Source organism: Bradyrhizobium sp. 62 (assembly GCF_023073035.1).
In the GTDB taxonomy this organism is placed as follows: Bacteria; Pseudomonadota; Alphaproteobacteria; order Rhizobiales; family Xanthobacteraceae; genus Bradyrhizobium.
The window spans coordinates 1,421,220-1,435,935 of record NZ_JADPIT010000015.1; the positions used below are offsets into that span (position 1 = coordinate 1,421,220).

A 14,716-nucleotide genomic window follows, 5' to 3' on the forward strand; every position below is an offset into this window, starting at 1 on the left:
GGAGACAAGCCATGAAGGCCGTCGGCTACAAGAAATCGCTTCCGATCGAGGATCAGGACGCGCTGATCGATTTCGAGACCGCAAAACCCGAGCCCGGCGGCCGCGACATCCGCGTCGCCGTGAAGGCGATCTCGGCCAATCCGGTCGATTACAAGGTGCGCAAGCGCGCCGCTCCGCCCGAGGGCGAGACGAAGATACTGGGCTATGACGCGGCCGGCGTGGTCGACGCCGTCGGTCCCGACGTCACGCTGTTCAAGCCGGGCGACGAAGTATTTTACGCCGGCTCGATCCTGCGCCAGGGCACCAATTCCGAATTCCATCTCGTTGACGAGCGCATCGTCGGCAACAAGCCGAAGAGCCTGTCGTTCGCACAGGCAGCCGCCCTTCCCCTCACCTCCATCACCGCCTGGGAGCTGTTGTTCGACCGGCTGGGTGCGGTGCCCGGCAAGAGTGTCGATCCACGTACGCTGCTGATCACGGGCGGCGCCGGCGGCGTCGGCTCGATCCTGATCCAGCTCGCTCGCCGCCTCACCGGGCTGACCGTGGTTGCAACCGCAACGCGGCCGGAATCGCAAAAATGGTGCCTCGATCTCGGCGCGCATGCGGTGATCGACCACGGCCAACCGATGAAGGAGCAGATCGAGAAGCTCAAGCTGCCGCCAGTCGCGCTGGTGGCCAGCCTCACCTTCACCGACCAGCACTACAAGAGCATCGCCGAGTTCATGGCGCCGCAGGGAAAGTTCGGCCTGATCGACGATCCCCCGGAATTCACTGTGAGCGCGTTCAAGGGCAAGGCCATCTCGGTGCATTGGGAATCGATGTTCACGCGCTCCTCGTTCCAGACCGCCGATATGATCGCGCAACATCATCTGCTGAACGACGTCGCCGACCTCATCGACAAGGGCGTCTTGCGTACCACGCTCGACCAGACCTTCGGCACGATCAACGCGGCCAATCTCAAGCGCGCCCACGCGCTGCTCGAGAGCGGCAAGTCGCGCGGCAAGATCGTGCTGGAGGGGTGGTAGGTCTTAGCTCGAAGTGGGCGCCGCTTTCGTCTCCGGCGGACGCGTCGCCCGCTCGATAAAGCCCTTGGCGAGCGCGTGGTAGATCCCTTCCTCGCAGATCAGCCGTGAGGTGGCGTGTGCGATCAGGGCAGCGGCCATTAACGGCACCACCATGGCGTGGTTGTCCGTCATCTCGGTCACGATGACGAAAGCGGTGATCGGCGCCTGCACCACCCCTGCAAAATACGACACCATGCCGAGCAACATGATCGCACCGAGCGGAGCGTCGTGGAAGAAGGATGCGATATTGCTGCCGAGGCCGGCTCCAACGGCGAGTGACGGCGAAAAAATTCCGCCGGGTATGCCACTGATCGCCGCGAAGGTGGTGGAGAGAAGCTTGAGGATGCCGAAGTCCTGCGGCAGCGGTGCGCCCTGCTCCAGGGCCGTCTTTACCTGCTGGTAGCCTGTGCCATAGACCGTATCGCCGGAGACGATGCCGCAGATCGCGACCGCCAATCCGCACGCGAGCGCGAACCACAAAGGGTGGCCCTTGACCGCACGCCCGAACGGATGGGCCGAGCCCCGCGCCATGGTGATGACGATGCGGCTGAAGACGCCGCCGGCCACGCCGCCAACCACGCCGCACACCGGAACCGCGAGCCAGTCGGCGCCGGGGGCCAGCGACATCGCACTGCTGCCGAAATAGGCGTAGTTGCCCATCAGCGCGAGCGAGGTCAGGCCGGCCGCGATCACCGCCGCGATGATCAGGCTGCTGGTACGCGTCTCGAAAGCACGGCTCATCTCCTCGATGCCGAAGACGATCCCCGCCAGCGGCGTGTTGAAGGCGGCCGCGACGCCAGCAGCCGCGCCGGCCAGGATCAATCCGGGCTGGCGGCGTGGCGAGACGCGGCCGAGCGCGAACATGATGGAAGCGCCGACTTGAACGCTCGGTCCTTCCCGGCCGACGGAGCCACCGCACAGCAGACCGAACAAGGTGAGGATCACCTTTCCGATCGCGATTCGGATCGAGACCAGGCTCTCGCGCGCCGTCTGATCGGTCAGATGCCGTGCGGCGATCGCCTGAGGAATGCCGCTGCCCTGTGCGTTCGGGAACAACCGGGTGGTCAGATAGGCCGAGAGCATGAAGCCGAGAGGTGTCACCGCGAGCACGGCGTAGCGCGATTTGGCTAGCAGCAGCGCAAAGGCGTGCTGGGCGAGATCGGCAAGCTGCGCCAGCGCCACCGCCGCGGCGCCAACCCCGATTCCACCGAGCACGAAGATCGCCCGCCGCTGCCATCGCGCGGATGTCAGCCTGAACAGGCGTTTATGGCGGGTCGAGAGGGGCCAGAGCATAAAACCGAGGTTTAGCCGGTCCCGCCGCGAATTGAAGAGGCAAGCGAGCAGACCAGCTAGACCGGAACCATGCCCTCGACGAACATCAACCGCCGCTCCAGCGCGGTCTGCCGAAGCTTTAGCGCCTCCGCATATTCCGGCGACGCGTACCATTCGCGCGCGCGTTCCATCGAGGTAAACTCCACGATGATGATGGTCTTGGGCGGCGGGCCGCCCTCCACCAATTCGGCGGCGCCGCCGCGGACGAGATAGCGGCCGCCATATTGCGCGATGGTAGCAGCAGCCAGCGTACGATAGGCCTCCATCGCGGCCTGATCACGCGCCTCGACCTCCGAGATCACATAGGCCGGCATGAGACGGCCTCAGGCAATCGTGTTGACGATGCCGCCTTCCGCGCGCAGCGCCGCACCGTTGGTCGCGGAGGCTTCCTTCGAAGCCGCATACACCACCATGTTGGCGATCTCGTCGACGCTGGCGAAGCGTTGGAGCAGCGAGCTTGGGCGATGCTGTTTGACGAAATTGGCCGCGGCCTCATCGACCGACTGCCCGTTCTGCTTGGCGAGATCCTTCACGAAGGTCTCGACGCCTTCCGACATGGTCGGGCCCGGCAGCACGGAATTGACGGTGACGCCGGTGCCGCGTGTGAGCTGCGCCAGGCCGCGCGCGACCGAGAGCTGCGCCGTCTTGCTCATGCCGTAGTGGATCATCTCGACGGGAATGTTGAGCCCTGATTCCGAGGAGATGAAGATGATTCGGCCCCAGTTGCGCTTGAGCATGCCCTTCATATACGCGCGTGACAGACGCACGCCGCTCATCACGTTGACCTCGAAAAAGCGACTCCAGTCTTCGTCCGGAATGTCGAAGAAGTCTTTCGGCTCGAAGATGCCGGCATTGTTGATAAGGATGTCGACGTCTGGCAGCGCCGCCGCCAACGCCTTGCAGCCCGCCGCGGTCGAGACGTCGGCGGCGATGCCGCGGACCTTTCCGCCCGCCCCTTCCAGCTTGCGCACGGCCGCATCGACCTTGCCCTGGCCGCGTCCGTTGATCACGACGCTCGCACCGGAGCCGGCAAGGCCCTTGGCGATGGCGTGGCCGATGCCGGCGGTCGAGCCGGTGACGAGGGCGGTCTTTCCGGAAAGGTCGATCTTCATGCGATGTCTCCATTGAAACTGACGGAGATATCGTGCGCTGCGCGGGCGGGTGCAATCGCCCCTCACCGACGCGTGAGGATTTAGTTGCGAGGCGGAAGCGTCCGGAGAAACGCGATGATGGCATCGAGATCCTGGGCCGTCATGCTGGCATAGCCAGCATAGGCCATCGGCGGCTTCAGTTTGTGGCCGTCGCGTGCGATGCCTTGCGCAATCGCACGTTTGATTTCGTCGTCGCTCCACCCGCCGATGCCCGCGGCTATATCCGCGGTGATGTTGGCGGAGACGGATTCGCCCCACGGCCCCTTGAATGTCCGGCCGCCCTTGCCGCTCGCTCCGGCGAAATCGTGCACGACGGACGGGCCGTCCGGCGTGTGGCATTCCAGGCAATGGGCGATGGTCAGGAGATAGCGGCCGCGCGCAAGCATGTCGGAAAGCTCAGCCTCGTTCGCCTGCTTGCCGGCGTAGATCGGCGTCTCCGGCTTCGGCGCGCTTCTGTATTCCGGCGGCGGCGTCTCGTGGCGTACGGCCGGCACTGAGCGCAAATAAGCTGCGAGCGCGTCGAGATCGCGGGCCGTGAGCACGGTGTAGAACGCGGTCGGCATGATCGGCGCGACCCTGGTTCCGTTCGGCCTGACGCCGCTGACGAGAAACCGCTTCAGCTCGGCGTCGGTCCAGTTGCCGATGCCGGTGTCCTTGTCCGGTGTGATGTTGGAGCCAGAGACCTTGAAGGCGGGCTCGTCAAAAACCTGGCTGCCCCCGGAGAGCGCGCGAGAGAGATCGAGCCCTTGCGGCCCTCGCGGCGTGTGGCAGTTGTGGCAAACCATCACGCTGTTGACGAGATAGGCGCCGCGCTCGACGAGCGTCTCGCCAGAGGCCGGCGACATCAGCAGCGCCAGCGCAATCCCTGACACAATCCTCATCGAGAGCCCCCCGGTCGGAATCGCGTTCAACGAAACGATGCGCGGTATGAGATGCAGCCGCGCCATACAAAAAAGCGGCGCCCGAAGGCGCCGCTTTCTGAAAACTCTCTACCGGTCGGCTTACGCCGCCTCGGCTTCCTTTTCCTGCACCGGACCGGAGTCCTGGCCCTTGGCATCGACGTCGCGATCGACGAACTCGATCACGGCCATCGGGGCGTTGTCGCCGTAGCGGAAGCCGGCCTTGATGATGCGGGTGTAGCCACCCTGGCGATCCTTGTAGCGGGGCGCGAGCGTGTCGAACAGCTTCCTGACCTGATCCTTGTCGCGCATCTCGGAGATGGCCTGGCGGCGCATGGCCAGCCCGCCCTTCTTGCCGAGGGTGATAAGCTTCTCGACGATCGGACGCAATTCCTTCGCCTTCGGCAGCGTGGTGACGATCTGCTCGTGCTTGATCAACGCGGCGCACATGTTGGCGAACATCGCGCGGCGATGCTCGGCGGTGCGGTTGAGCTTCCGATGAACCTTGCCGTGACGCATTTTTCTATTCCTTGAATTTCATTCGTCGCGACGGTTCGTCCGACTTATTGCTCAGGTGGGCTGCCTGCGTTCGCCCGCAAAGGCGCGAGGAATTCGCGCCTTTGCCTGTTCTTGGCCTGTTGTAGTTCGGATCAGTAGTGATCCTCGAAGCGCTTGGCGAGCTCGTCGATGTTCTCCGGCGGCCAGCCCGGCACTTCCATGCCGAGATGCAGACCCATCTGGGCCAGCACTTCCTTGATCTCGTTCAGCGACTTGCGGCCGAAGTTCGGAGTGCGGAGCATTTCGGCTTCCGACTTCTGCACGAGGTCGCCGATGTAGACGATATTGTCGTTCTTCAAGCAGTTGGCCGAACGCACCGACAGCTCGAGCTCGTCCACCTTCTTGAGGAAGGCCGGGTTGAAGGCGAGGTCCGGGATGATCTCCTGGGCGACTTCCTTGCGCGGCTCTTCGAAGTTGACGAACACGTTGAGCTGGTCCTGCAGGATGCGCGCAGCGTAGGCCACGGAATCATCCGGCGTCAGCGCGCCGTTGGTCTCGATCGTCATGGTCAGCTTATCGTAGTCGAGGATCTGGCCCTCGCGGGTGTTCTCGACCTTGTAGGAGACCTTGCGGACCGGCGAGTACAGGCTGTCGACCGGGATCAGGCCGATCGGCGCGTCCTCGGGACGATTGCGCTCGGCGGGCACGTAGCCCTTGCCGGTGGCGACCGTGAACTCCATGCGGATCTCCGCGCCCTCGTCGAGCGTGCAGATCTGCAGGTCCGGATTGAGCACGACGACGTCGCCGACGGTCTGGATGTCGCCGGCGGTGACGACGCCCGGGCCGGACTTCTTCACGACCATGCGCTTGGGGCCTTCGCCCTGCATCTTGATCGAGATGTCCTTGATGTTGAGCACGATGTCGGTGACGTCCTCACGGACGCCCGCGATCGAGGAGAACTCGTGCAGCACGCCGTCGATGTGCACCGACTGCACAGCCGCGCCCTGGAGCGACGACAGCAGGATGCGGCGCAGCGCGTTGCCGAGCGTCTGGCCGAAGCCGCGCTCGAGCGGCTCGGCGACGATGGTCGCGAAACGGTTCGAATCGCTGCCGGGCTGCACCTGGAGCTTGTTCGGTCGAATCAGTTCTTGCCAATTTTTCTGGATCGTCACTGTTTCACCCATACAGGCCAGTCAAACTGCCGTTGCAGATACTGGCGTTGGAGAAAGGCCACAGGTCGCACCTGCGGCTTCTTAAAAAAGTCATCGCGGGCGACGATGCGCCCGCAACTTCGTATCAAACGCGCCGACGCTTGCGGGGACGGCAACCGTTGTGCGGGATCGTGGTCACGTCGCGGATCGAGGTGACGGTGAAGCCTGCGGCCTGGAGCGCGCGGAGCGCCGATTCGCGGCCCGAACCGGGACCGGCGACTTCGACTTCCAGCGTGCGCATGCCGTGCTCCTGCGCCTTCTTGGACACGTCCTCGGCCGCAACCTGTGCGGCATACGGGGTCGACTTGCGCGAGCCCTTGAAGCCCATCGTGCCGGCGGAGGACCAGGCAATCGTGTTGCCCTGCGCGTCGGTGATGGTGATGGTCGTGTTGTTGAACGACGAGTTCACGTGCGCGACGCCGGAGGCGATGTTTTTGCGCTCACGACGACGAACGCGGGTGGCTTCCTTGCCCATAGACTACCTTTCCTGAAGATCTCAAACGCCGCCGTAATGCCAGCGGCTACACCTGTAGAACGAAAGGCGTGTGGCGAACGGGTCATCCCCGGGTCGCCACACGCCGTAATTGGATGCGAAAACTTACTTCTTCTTGCCGGCGATGGCCTTGGCCGGACCCTTGCGCGTGCGCGCATTGGTGTGGGTACGCTGGCCACGCACCGGCAGACCGCGACGATGGCGCAGGCCGCGGTAGCAGCCGAGATCCATCAGACGCTTGATGTTGATGCCGACCTCACGACGCAAATCGCCCTCGACGAGATAGTCGCGGTCGATCACTTCGCGGATCTGAAGCACTTCGGCGTCGCTGAGCTGATTGACCCGACGATCGTCAGGGATCTTGACCTTCTCCATGATCTCACCGGCGATCTTCTGACCGATGCCATGGATGTACTGGAGCGCGATCAGCACGCGCTTGTTGGTCGGGATGTTCACGCCGGCAATACGGGCCACGGCCTTCTCTCCTGTCGCCGATCCCTCGTCAGGAATCGGGCTTTAAGTGCTTGGTTTCTCGGGCAGGTGTTCACAAACGCGAACACGACGCCCACCCCTGGTCTTCCTGGGGCCCGGCATCGTTTGAAACTATCCGACTTGGATGCGGGGCTTATTAGGGGATTCAGGGGGCTTTCGTCAACCGCTGCTAGCGCTTAGCTCGCCTTTTCGTGACCTTTTTTGCGGCCTTTTTGGCACCTCTCTTGACAGCCTTCCTGGCGGTCTTTTTGGCTGCCTTTTTCTTCACGGTTTTCTTGACGGCTTTCGTGGCCGCCTTCTTAGGACCCTTCACGGCCTTCTTGGCCGCTTTCCTGGATTTGGCGGCCTTTTTGGCCGCCTTCGCCGGCTTTTTGGGCGATTTCTTCGCCGCCTTGGCCTTTTTGGCCGGAGCCGCCTTGGCCGCGCGCCGGGCGGAGGCCTTGCCGTGCGTCTTGCCATGCGTCTTGGGCTCGACCGCCCCAAGCGCCAGGAGCAGGCGATGGATGGCGCGGGTGACCTCGTCGATCGCCATCATGCCGTCGATGGTCGAGAGCTTCCGCCGCTCGGAATAGTAGTGAATCAGCGGTTCCGTCTGGTTGCGGTAGCTGGCTAACCGCTTGGTCAGGACCTCCGGGGTGTCGTCGAGTCGGACCTCCTCCCCGCGCTCGCGCATCTGGGCGACGCGGGTCTCGACACGGTTCAGGAGTGCACTCTCGTTGACGCGGAGCTCGATCACGGCGTCGAGCTTGAGGTGCTTGTGCTTGAGCAGCTCATCCAGCGCCTCGGCCTGCGGCACAGTGCGCGGGAAACCGTCGAGGATGAAACCGTTTTTGGCATCCGGCTGATCGATCCGATCGGAGATGATTCCGACCACGACATCGTCCGGCACAAGACCGCCGCTGGCCATGATCTCCTTGGCCTTGAGACCGACCGGCGTTCCGGCCGCCACCGCGGCACGCAACATCTCGCCGGTCGAGAGTTGGACGATGCCATAGCGCTGCACCAGCAGCTGCGCCTGGGTGCCCTTGCCCGATCCCGGCGGCCCCAGAAGTATAATTCTCATCGGCGTACGCCCCCCGATTGGTGCGCGATACGTCGCGCACCTGTGTTTTGATGTCCAGTTACAGTGCAAATCATAATCAGCGCCGCACCGCTACCCATATCATAGGGGAGCAAATGGCCGGACGCCAAGAAGCCTTTGAGATCAGTGATTGCGCTTCAGTGCGAGTGGCTCTGCCGATGCCACCGGATGGCTGGCTGGCCGCTCCCGCAGGCGCCGCGCGTTACTCGCGCGGCGAATCGGCGGCGCAATTGCCGCCGCCTGAGAGGACTCCGCGCTTAACGGCGCCGGCCGCGCAGCTTCGATTTCCGGATCAGACCTTCGTACTGATGCGCCAGGAGATAGCCCTGCACCTGCGCCACCGTGTCCATGGTGACGCTGACGACGATCAGCAGCGAAGTGCCGCCAAAGTAGAACGGCACCGAGGCGTAGGAGATCAGGATTTCCGGAATCAAGCAGACGATCGCCAGGTAGACCGCGCCGAGCACGGTGATGCGCGACAGCACGTAGTCGATATATTCCGCGGTACGCTCGCCCGGACGGATACCCGGAATGAAGCCGCCGTGCTTCTTCAGATTGTCTGCGGTCTCGGTCGGATTGAACACGATCGCGGTGTAGAAGAAGGCGAAGAACACGATCAGCGCCAGATACATGATCAGGAACAGCGGACGGCCGTGGCCGAGCTGGGTGTTGATCCACTGGAACCATTCCGGCCCGCTCCCCGCGTTGAAGTTCGCAACCGTGGTCGGCAGCAGCAGCAACGAGGACGCGAAGATCGGCGGGATCACGCCCGAAGTGTTGAGCTTGAGCGGCAGATGCGAGGACTGCCCCTCGAACATCTTGTTGCCGACCTGGCGCTTCGGATACTGGATCAAGAGCCGGCGCTGGGCGCGCTCCACGAACACGATGAAGGCGATCACGGCCACCGCCATGATGATGACGACCAGAATCAGGCCGGTCGACATCGCACCCTGACGGCCGAGCTCGAGCATGTTGGCGAGCGCCGCGGGCAGCTCGGCGACGATGCCGGAGAGAATGATCAGGGAAATGCCGTTGCCGATGCCGCGCGAGGTGATCTGCTCGCCCAGCCACATCAGGAACATGGTGCCACCGGTCAGCGTAATCGCGGTGGACAGACGGAAGAACATGCCGGGGTCGCTGACGACGTTGCCGGCGCCTTCGAGGCCCACCGCGATGCCGTAGGACTGGAACGCGGCCAGGATCACCGTGAGATAGCGGGTGTACTGGTTCAGCAGCTTGCGGCCGGACTCGCCTTCCTTCTTCAGCGCCTCGAGCTGCGGCGAGACGGTGGTCAGGAGCTGGATGATGATGGAGGCCGAGATGTACGGCATGATGTTCAGCGCAAAGATCGCCATGCGGTGAATGCCGCCGCCGGCGAACATGTTGAACATGCCGAGGATGCCGCCCGCCTGGGAGCGGAAGACCTGCTCCCAGATGTTGGGATCGATGCCGGGCAACGGGATGTAGGTCCCGAGCCGATAAACGAGCAGCGCGCCCAGGGTGAACCAGATGCGCTTCTTCAGTTCGTCGGCCTTGGCAAACGCACCGAAATTGAGATTGGCTGCCAGTTGTTCCGCTGCAGAGGCCATCTTGGACTTTCTCCCGCCGCCTTTTGCGCCGTTATGCCCGCGGCCGGGCTACATTATACCGGACACCGGACATTATCTGGGGCTACGGCTTCGATAAGTCCATCGTCCCGCATGCGTAAAGGCCCGCGAGCCGCGGGCCGATGACGCAGTTGTTACGCCGCCTCGCCTTCTTCCTTGGCAGGCGCGAGGATCTTCACCGAGCCGCCGGCCTTCTCGACTGCCGCGATCGCGGTCTTCGAGGCGCCGTGCACTTCGATGTTGAGCTTGGCCTTGAACTCGCCGCGGCCGAGCAACCGCAGGCCGCCCTTGGCGCGGCGCAGCACGCCGGCCTTGACCAGGGATTCGACGTTCACGACGCTGCCGGCATCGATCTTCTTGGCATCGACCGCGTCCTGGAGCCGGTCGAGATTGATCTCGGCGAACTCGATGCGGAAGATGTTGTTGAAGCCGCGCTTGGGCAGACGGCGATGCAAGGGCATCTGACCGCCTTCGAAACCCTTGATGCGCACGCCCGAACGCGCGGTCTGGCCCTTGCCACCGCGGCCGGCCTGCTTGCCCTTGCCCGAACCAATGCCGCGGCCGACGCGCATACGCTTCTTGCGTGAGCCGGCATTGTCGGCGATATCGCTGAGCTTCATCGCCCTGCTCCTTGTTTCTTGCGCATGACCTTCACCGAAAACGGGTCCCCGCTTCGGGATCGTGCGCCTTTGCTTACTTCTCGTCGACGATGCGAACGAGATGGTGAACCTTCAAGATCATGCCGCGCACCGCCGGGGTGTCCGGCAGTTCGCTGGTGCGGCCGATCTTGTTGAGCTTGAGCCCGATCAGCGTCGAGCGCTGCGAGTGATGGCGGCGGATCGCGCTGCCGGTCTGCTCGATCTTGATCGTCTTTGCGGTCGTAACGGCACTCTTGGCCATGGGCGTCTACTCCGAAAAGCTTCCGTTATTCGGCAACCGCCTCGGCGTCGCCACCGATACGGCGGGACTGGAGGGTGGACACCTTGATGTTGCGGCGGGCAGCGACCGAGCGCGGCGAATCCTGATGCTTCAGCGCATCGAAGGTCGCGCGAACCATGTTGTACGGGTTCGACGAACCGATCGACTTCGCAACCACGTCCTGGACGCCGAGCGTCTCGAACACGGCGCGCATCGGACCGCCGGCGATGATCCCGGTACCAGCCGGAGCTGCGCGGAGGTAAACACGGCCCGCGCCATGACGGCCGGCGATATCGTGATGCAGCGTGCGGCCCTCGCGCAACGACACGCGGGTCAGGTTGCGCTTGGCGGATTCGGTTGCCTTGCGGATCGCCTCAGGCACTTCGCGCGCCTTGCCGTGACCGAAGCCGGCGCGGCCCTTCTGGTCGCCGATCACGACCAGCGCTGCGAAACCGAAGCGCTTGCCGCCCTTGACGACCTTGGCGACGCGATTGATGTGGACGAGCTTGTCGACGAACTCGCTGTCGCGCTCTTCCCTGCGTTCACGTCCGCCGCCGCGTTGATCGCGTCCACCACGTTGTTCGCGTTCTGCCATGGTTTTTCCAGTCCTTCAGAGGCTTACGCCTCAATCCTCAAATTCTGTTAGAAGCTCAGCCCGCTCTCACGCGCCGCGTCGGCAAGAGCCTTGACGCGCCCGTGGTAGAGATAGCTGCCGCGATCAAACACGACTTCCTTGACGCCCTTCTCGGCGGCGCGCTCGGCCAGCAGCTTGCCGACCGCCTTCGCCGCATCGATGTCGGCGCCGGTCTTGCCGCCATCGCGCATCGACTTCTCGAGCGACGAGGCAGAGGCCAGCGTCTCGCCCTTCAGGTCGTCGATGACCTGGGCGTAGATGTGCTTGGACGAGCGGAACACCGACAGGCGCGGACGGCCGCCACCCGAGCGGCGCAGCTTCAGACGTACACTGCGCTTGCGCCGGGCATTCGTAACCTTGGCTTTCGACATGACCGGCTCCGTTACTTCTTCTTGCCTTCCTTGCGGAAGATGAATTCGCCAACATACTTCACGCCCTTACCCTTGTAGGGCTCCGGCGGACGATAGGAGCGAATCTCGGCGGCGACCTGGCCGACGCGCTGAATGTCGCTGCCGGTCACCGTGATCTCCGTCGGCTTCGGCACGGTGATCGTGATCCCTTCCGGGATCGCGTAGACCACATCGTGGCTGTAGCCGAGCGCGAGCTGCAGGTTCTTGCCCTGCAGCGCGGCGCGGTAACCGACGCCGGTGATTTCGAGCTTCTTCTCGAAACCCTTGGTGACGCCTTCGACCAGATTCGCGACCTGGGCGCGAGCGGTCCCGTAAAGGGCCCGCGCGCGGTTGGTCTCGACCCGCGGGTTCACCTTGACCTGGCCGTTGTCGAGCTTCACCTCAACGTCGCTATGGACGACGAACTGAAGCTGGCCCTTCGGCCCCTTCATCTTGACGGTCTGCCCGTCGACGGTCGCGGTCACACCCGACGGCACCGCTACCGGCCTTTTGCCAACACGTGACATGGATCAAAAATCCTTCTCAGAACACCGTGAAGAGAACTTCGCCGCCCACGTTCGCTTCACGCGCACTGTGGTCAGCCATGATTCCCTTCGGTGTCGACAACACCGAAATGCCGAGTCCGTTATTGACCCGCGGCAGGTTCTTCACCGAGGCGTAAACGCGACGCCCAGGCTTGGAGACACGCTCGATCTCGCGGATAACGGGCTCGCCGTCGAAATACTTCAGCTCGATCTCGATCTCGCTGCGGCCCGAGGAGTGCTCAAGCGTGGCGTAACCGCGGATGTAGCCTTCGCTCTTCAGCACCTCGAGCACGTTCTCGCGCATCTTCGAGCCAGGCGTGGAGACCTTGTTCTTGGAGCGCATCTGCGCGTTGCGGATGCGGGTGATCAGATCGCTGATTGGATCGTGCGTAGACATCTAAACGACCCTCCTTACCAGCTGGACTTCACGAGGCCCGGGACCATGCCCTTGGAGCCAAGGTCCCGCATTGCGATGCGGGACAGTTTGGTCAAGCGATAGTTCGAGCGCGAACGGCCCGACAGCTCGCAACGCAGACGGATGCGGGTCGCCGACGAGTTGCGCGGCATTTCCGCCAGCTTCAGGGTCGCGGCGAACCGCTCCTCCATCGGCAACGTCTTGTCGGCGATGATCGCCTTCAACCGCTCGCGCTTCGGAGCGGCGTTCTTCGTCATCCGCTTGCGCCGGTTGTTCTTCTCGATTGAACTCTTCTTTGCCATGTTTGGCTCCTGGGTATCCGCGTTTGAGAGGCTTTAGGTCAGCGTCTCACTGCCGGAACGGGAAATTGAAAGCGGTCAACAAGGCCCTCGCCTCGTCGTCGGTCTTGGCCGTGGTGCAGACGGTGATGTCCATACCGCGGGACTCCGTGACCTTGTCGAAGTCGATCTCGGGGAAAATGATGTGTTCCTTGAGGCCGAGCGAGTAGTTGCCGCGGCCATCGAAGCTCTTCGGGTTCAAGCCGCGGAAGTCGCGGACGCGCGGCAGCGCGACCGTCACCAGGCGATCGATGAACTCGTACATGCGGGCCTTGCGCAGCGTGACCTTGCAGCCGATCGGCTGGTTCTCACGCAACTTGAAGGTCGCGATCGCGATCCGCGAATAGGTCACGATCGCCTTCTGGCCGGCGATCTGGGTCAATTCCGCAGCGGCGTTCTCGGCCTTCTTGCGGTCGTTGACGGAATCGCCAACGCCCATGTTCAGCACGACCTTGTCCAGGCGCGGAACCTGCATGACGTTCTCATAACCGAACTTCTCGGTCATTTCCGTCCGGATCTTCGCGTCGTATTCCGCGCGCAGGCGCGGCGTGTAAGCGGCCTCAGCCATCGATCTCAGCTCCCGAGCTCTTGGCGATGCGGACCTTCTTGCCGTCCGCCAGAATCTTGAATCCGACGCGGGTCGGCTTCCCGTCCTTGCCGACATACGCGATGTTGGACAGTTGGATCGGCGACTCTTTCGAGATGATGCCGCCCTCCTGGGCCTGCGTCTGCTTCTGGTGACGCTTGACCATGTTGATGCCGCGCACCAGCGCCGTACCGGCGTCGGGACGCACTTCGAACACCTCGCCGGTGCGGCCCTTGTCGCGGCCGGTCAGCACGACGACCTTGTCGCCCTTGCGGATCTTCGCAGCCATCACAGCACCTCCGGCGCGAGCGAGATGATCTTCATGTGGTTCTTGGCGCGCAGCTCGCGCGGCACGGGCCCGAAGATACGGGTACCGACCGGCTCGGACTGATTGTTGATCAGAACGGCGGCGTTGCGGTCGAAGCGGATGACCGAACCGTCGGCGCGGCGGATGTCCTTGCGGACGCGCACCACGACGGCCTTCATCACGTCGCCCTTCTTCACCTTGCCACGCGGAATCGCTTCCTTGATCGAGACAACGATGATGTCGCCGATCGTGGCGTAGCGGCGCTTGGAGCCCCCGAGCACCTTGATACACATGACACGGCGTGCGCCAGAATTATCGGCCACGTCGAGGTTGGTCTGCATCTGAATCATTGATGCACCTCGTCCTCTTCTATTTGCGCCAGCCCAGCCGGCGCTCAACATTTACCTGAAGTCAGTCGGCTAAAGCCAACAGATCAGGCGCTTTTCTTGTGTTCGCCCCGGATCACGACCCAGCGCTTCAACTTCGAAATCGGCTTCGATTCCTCGATCCACACCATGTCGCCCGGCTTGAACTCGTTGCTCTCGTCGTGCGCGTGGTAGTTCTTCGAACGGCGGATCGTCTTCTTGTAGATCGGGTGCGTGAAGCGGCGATCGACGCGCACCACGATGGTCTTGGCTTGCTTGTCGCTGACGACCACGCCCTGCAAAGTACGTTTCGGCATCTTCGTAAGCCTCTTACTTCTTCTTCGCGCGCGTCTGCGCGGCGACGGTCTTGATCCGGGCGATGTCACGGCGG

General features: G+C 63.3%; 22 protein-coding genes and 1 pseudogene. 1 reads left to right on the forward strand and 22 read right to left on the reverse strand.

Annotation, left to right across the window (positions count from 1 at the left end; genetic code table 11):
• Window positions 1-11: 11 nt before the first annotated feature.
• The gene (locus IVB47_RS17455) at window positions 12-1,025 is read left to right on the forward strand and encodes a zinc-binding alcohol dehydrogenase family protein (protein ID WP_247462828.1); all 1,014 of its coding nucleotides are present in this window, start codon (window positions 12-14) and stop codon (window positions 1,023-1,025) included.
• A gap of 3 nt (window positions 1,026-1,028) precedes the next feature.
• On the opposite strand, the gene IVB47_RS17460 is transcribed toward IVB47_RS17455, so the two are convergent.
• The 22 genes and pseudogenes from IVB47_RS17460 to IVB47_RS35545 form a co-directional block, all read right to left on the reverse strand.
• The gene (locus IVB47_RS17460; RefSeq protein ID WP_247462830.1) at window positions 1,029-2,357 is read right to left on the reverse strand and encodes a chloride channel protein; all 1,329 of its coding nucleotides are present in this window, start codon (window positions 2,355-2,357) and stop codon (window positions 1,029-1,031) included.
• Window positions 2,358-2,413: 56 nt separating this feature from the next.
• Window positions 2,414-2,710: a DUF1330 domain-containing protein gene (locus IVB47_RS17465; RefSeq protein WP_027567486.1), complete on the reverse strand. Its 297-nt coding sequence runs from the start codon at window positions 2,708-2,710 to the stop codon at window positions 2,414-2,416.
• 9 nt (window positions 2,711-2,719) lie between these two features.
• The gene (locus IVB47_RS17470) at window positions 2,720-3,508 is read right to left on the reverse strand and encodes an SDR family oxidoreductase (protein ID WP_247361909.1); all 789 of its coding nucleotides are present in this window, start codon (window positions 3,506-3,508) and stop codon (window positions 2,720-2,722) included.
• A gap of 80 nt (window positions 3,509-3,588) precedes the next feature.
• The gene (locus IVB47_RS17475) at window positions 3,589-4,428 is read right to left on the reverse strand and encodes a cytochrome c (RefSeq protein WP_247462832.1); all 840 of its coding nucleotides are present in this window, start codon (window positions 4,426-4,428) and stop codon (window positions 3,589-3,591) included.
• Between the two features lie 120 nt (window positions 4,429-4,548).
• Window positions 4,549-4,965 (reverse strand): 50S ribosomal protein L17, encoded by a 417-nt coding sequence (gene rplQ, locus IVB47_RS17480; RefSeq protein ID WP_007603047.1) that lies wholly within the window; start codon window positions 4,963-4,965, stop codon window positions 4,549-4,551.
• Between the two features lie 131 nt (window positions 4,966-5,096).
• Window positions 5,097-6,128, reverse strand: a complete 1,032-nt coding sequence (locus tag IVB47_RS17485; protein ID WP_035961343.1) for a DNA-directed RNA polymerase subunit alpha — start codon at window positions 6,126-6,128, stop codon at window positions 5,097-5,099.
• Window positions 6,129-6,240: 112 nt separating this feature from the next.
• Window positions 6,241-6,630, reverse strand: coding sequence for a 30S ribosomal protein S11 (gene rpsK, locus IVB47_RS17490; protein WP_007603045.1), 390 nt, complete (start codon window positions 6,628-6,630; stop codon window positions 6,241-6,243).
• A 123-nt stretch (window positions 6,631-6,753) separates the two neighbouring features.
• A complete protein-coding gene (rpsM, locus tag IVB47_RS17495) occupies window positions 6,754-7,122 on the reverse strand; it encodes a 30S ribosomal protein S13 (RefSeq protein WP_007611599.1) in 369 nt (122 codons plus the stop codon).
• 187 nt (window positions 7,123-7,309) lie between these two features.
• A complete protein-coding gene (locus IVB47_RS17500) occupies window positions 7,310-8,203 on the reverse strand; it encodes an adenylate kinase (protein ID WP_247462834.1) in 894 nt (297 codons plus the stop codon).
• Between the two features lie 275 nt (window positions 8,204-8,478).
• Window positions 8,479-9,810 (reverse strand): preprotein translocase subunit SecY, encoded by a 1,332-nt coding sequence (secY, locus tag IVB47_RS17505; protein WP_007611601.1) that lies wholly within the window; start codon window positions 9,808-9,810, stop codon window positions 8,479-8,481.
• Between the two features lie 152 nt (window positions 9,811-9,962).
• Window positions 9,963-10,448: a 50S ribosomal protein L15 gene (rplO, locus tag IVB47_RS17510; protein WP_007611602.1), complete on the reverse strand. Its 486-nt coding sequence runs from the start codon at window positions 10,446-10,448 to the stop codon at window positions 9,963-9,965.
• Window positions 10,449-10,521: 73 nt separating this feature from the next.
• Window positions 10,522-10,728, reverse strand: coding sequence for a 50S ribosomal protein L30 (rpmD, locus tag IVB47_RS17515; RefSeq protein WP_007603038.1), 207 nt, complete (start codon window positions 10,726-10,728; stop codon window positions 10,522-10,524).
• 25 nt (window positions 10,729-10,753) lie between these two features.
• Window positions 10,754-11,341 carry a 30S ribosomal protein S5 gene (gene rpsE, locus IVB47_RS17520; RefSeq protein WP_007603037.1) on the reverse strand — a complete coding sequence of 196 codons (588 nt, stop codon included), beginning with the start codon at window positions 11,339-11,341 and terminating at the stop codon, window positions 10,754-10,756.
• A gap of 47 nt (window positions 11,342-11,388) precedes the next feature.
• Window positions 11,389-11,751 (reverse strand): 50S ribosomal protein L18, encoded by a 363-nt coding sequence (gene rplR / locus IVB47_RS17525; RefSeq protein ID WP_007603036.1) that lies wholly within the window; start codon window positions 11,749-11,751, stop codon window positions 11,389-11,391.
• Between the two features lie 11 nt (window positions 11,752-11,762).
• Window positions 11,763-12,296 carry a 50S ribosomal protein L6 gene (gene rplF, locus IVB47_RS17530; protein ID WP_007611603.1) on the reverse strand — a complete coding sequence of 178 codons (534 nt, stop codon included), beginning with the start codon at window positions 12,294-12,296 and terminating at the stop codon, window positions 11,763-11,765.
• 16 nt (window positions 12,297-12,312) lie between these two features.
• Complete coding sequence (gene rpsH / locus IVB47_RS17535; protein ID WP_007603034.1) at window positions 12,313-12,711, reverse strand: 30S ribosomal protein S8; 399 nt, start codon at window positions 12,709-12,711, stop codon at window positions 12,313-12,315.
• A gap of 14 nt (window positions 12,712-12,725) precedes the next feature.
• Window positions 12,726-13,031, reverse strand: coding sequence for a 30S ribosomal protein S14 (gene rpsN, locus IVB47_RS17540; RefSeq protein WP_007611604.1), 306 nt, complete (start codon window positions 13,029-13,031; stop codon window positions 12,726-12,728).
• A gap of 46 nt (window positions 13,032-13,077) precedes the next feature.
• Window positions 13,078-13,635 (reverse strand): 50S ribosomal protein L5, encoded by a 558-nt coding sequence (gene rplE, locus IVB47_RS17545; RefSeq protein ID WP_007603032.1) that lies wholly within the window; start codon window positions 13,633-13,635, stop codon window positions 13,078-13,080.
• Window positions 13,628-13,942, reverse strand: coding sequence for a 50S ribosomal protein L24 (gene rplX, locus IVB47_RS17550; protein WP_007603031.1), 315 nt, complete (start codon window positions 13,940-13,942; stop codon window positions 13,628-13,630). The genes rplE and rplX overlap by 8 nt, the downstream gene beginning before the upstream one ends.
• On the reverse strand, window positions 13,942-14,310 hold the full coding sequence (rplN, locus tag IVB47_RS17555) for a 50S ribosomal protein L14 (protein WP_007603030.1): 369 nt from the start codon (window positions 14,308-14,310) through the stop codon (window positions 13,942-13,944). The genes rplX and rplN overlap by 1 nt, the downstream gene beginning before the upstream one ends.
• A gap of 83 nt (window positions 14,311-14,393) precedes the next feature.
• Window positions 14,394-14,642, reverse strand: a complete 249-nt coding sequence (gene rpsQ, locus IVB47_RS17560; RefSeq protein WP_007603028.1) for a 30S ribosomal protein S17 — start codon at window positions 14,640-14,642, stop codon at window positions 14,394-14,396.
• Between the two features lie 13 nt (window positions 14,643-14,655).
• Window positions 14,656-14,716, reverse strand: a pseudogene (locus tag IVB47_RS35545) (50S ribosomal protein L29); the annotation flags it as partial.

What these genes read in the sequence shown, in the direction of transcription:
- IVB47_RS17455 (WP_247462828.1), top strand. Translation starts at nt 12, where the DNA reads ATGAAGGCCGTCGGCTACAAGAAATCGCTTCCGATCGAGGATCAGGAC.
- IVB47_RS17460 (WP_247462830.1), bottom strand. Translation starts at nt 2,357, where the DNA reads ATGCTCTGGCCCCTCTCGACCCGCCATAAACGCCTGTTCAGGCTGACA.
- IVB47_RS17465 (WP_027567486.1), bottom strand. Translation starts at nt 2,710, where the DNA reads ATGCCGGCCTATGTGATCTCGGAGGTCGAGGCGCGTGATCAGGCCGCG.
- IVB47_RS17470 (WP_247361909.1), bottom strand. Translation starts at nt 3,508, where the DNA reads ATGAAGATCGACCTTTCCGGAAAGACCGCCCTCGTCACCGGCTCGACC.
- IVB47_RS17475 (WP_247462832.1), bottom strand. Translation starts at nt 4,428, where the DNA reads ATGAGGATTGTGTCAGGGATTGCGCTGGCGCTGCTGATGTCGCCGGCC.
- rplQ (WP_007603047.1), bottom strand. Translation starts at nt 4,965, where the DNA reads ATGCGTCACGGCAAGGTTCATCGGAAGCTCAACCGCACCGCCGAGCAT.
- IVB47_RS17485 (WP_035961343.1), bottom strand. Translation starts at nt 6,128, where the DNA reads ATGGGTGAAACAGTGACGATCCAGAAAAATTGGCAAGAACTGATTCGA.
- rpsK (WP_007603045.1), bottom strand. Translation starts at nt 6,630, where the DNA reads ATGGGCAAGGAAGCCACCCGCGTTCGTCGTCGTGAGCGCAAAAACATC.
- IVB47_RS17500 (WP_247462834.1), bottom strand. Translation starts at nt 8,203, where the DNA reads ATGAGAATTATACTTCTGGGGCCGCCGGGATCGGGCAAGGGCACCCAG.
- secY (WP_007611601.1), bottom strand. Translation starts at nt 9,810, where the DNA reads ATGGCCTCTGCAGCGGAACAACTGGCAGCCAATCTCAATTTCGGTGCG.
- rplO (WP_007611602.1), bottom strand. Translation starts at nt 10,448, where the DNA reads ATGAAGCTCAGCGATATCGCCGACAATGCCGGCTCACGCAAGAAGCGT.
- rpmD (WP_007603038.1), bottom strand. Translation starts at nt 10,728, where the DNA reads ATGGCCAAGAGTGCCGTTACGACCGCAAAGACGATCAAGATCGAGCAG.
- rpsE (WP_007603037.1), bottom strand. Translation starts at nt 11,341, where the DNA reads ATGGCAGAACGCGAACAACGTGGTGGACGCGATCAACGCGGCGGCGGA.
- rplR (WP_007603036.1), bottom strand. Translation starts at nt 11,751, where the DNA reads ATGTCGAAAGCCAAGGTTACGAATGCCCGGCGCAAGCGCAGTGTACGT.
- rplF (WP_007611603.1), bottom strand. Translation starts at nt 12,296, where the DNA reads ATGTCACGTGTTGGCAAAAGGCCGGTAGCGGTGCCGTCGGGTGTGACC.
- rpsH (WP_007603034.1), bottom strand. Translation starts at nt 12,711, where the DNA reads ATGTCTACGCACGATCCAATCAGCGATCTGATCACCCGCATCCGCAAC.
- rpsN (WP_007611604.1), bottom strand. Translation starts at nt 13,031, where the DNA reads ATGGCAAAGAAGAGTTCAATCGAGAAGAACAACCGGCGCAAGCGGATG.
- rplE (WP_007603032.1), bottom strand. Translation starts at nt 13,635, where the DNA reads ATGGCTGAGGCCGCTTACACGCCGCGCCTGCGCGCGGAATACGACGCG.
- rplX (WP_007603031.1), bottom strand. Translation starts at nt 13,942, where the DNA reads ATGGCTGCGAAGATCCGCAAGGGCGACAAGGTCGTCGTGCTGACCGGC.
- rplN (WP_007603030.1), bottom strand. Translation starts at nt 14,310, where the DNA reads ATGATTCAGATGCAGACCAACCTCGACGTGGCCGATAATTCTGGCGCA.
- rpsQ (WP_007603028.1), bottom strand. Translation starts at nt 14,642, where the DNA reads ATGCCGAAACGTACTTTGCAGGGCGTGGTCGTCAGCGACAAGCAAGCC.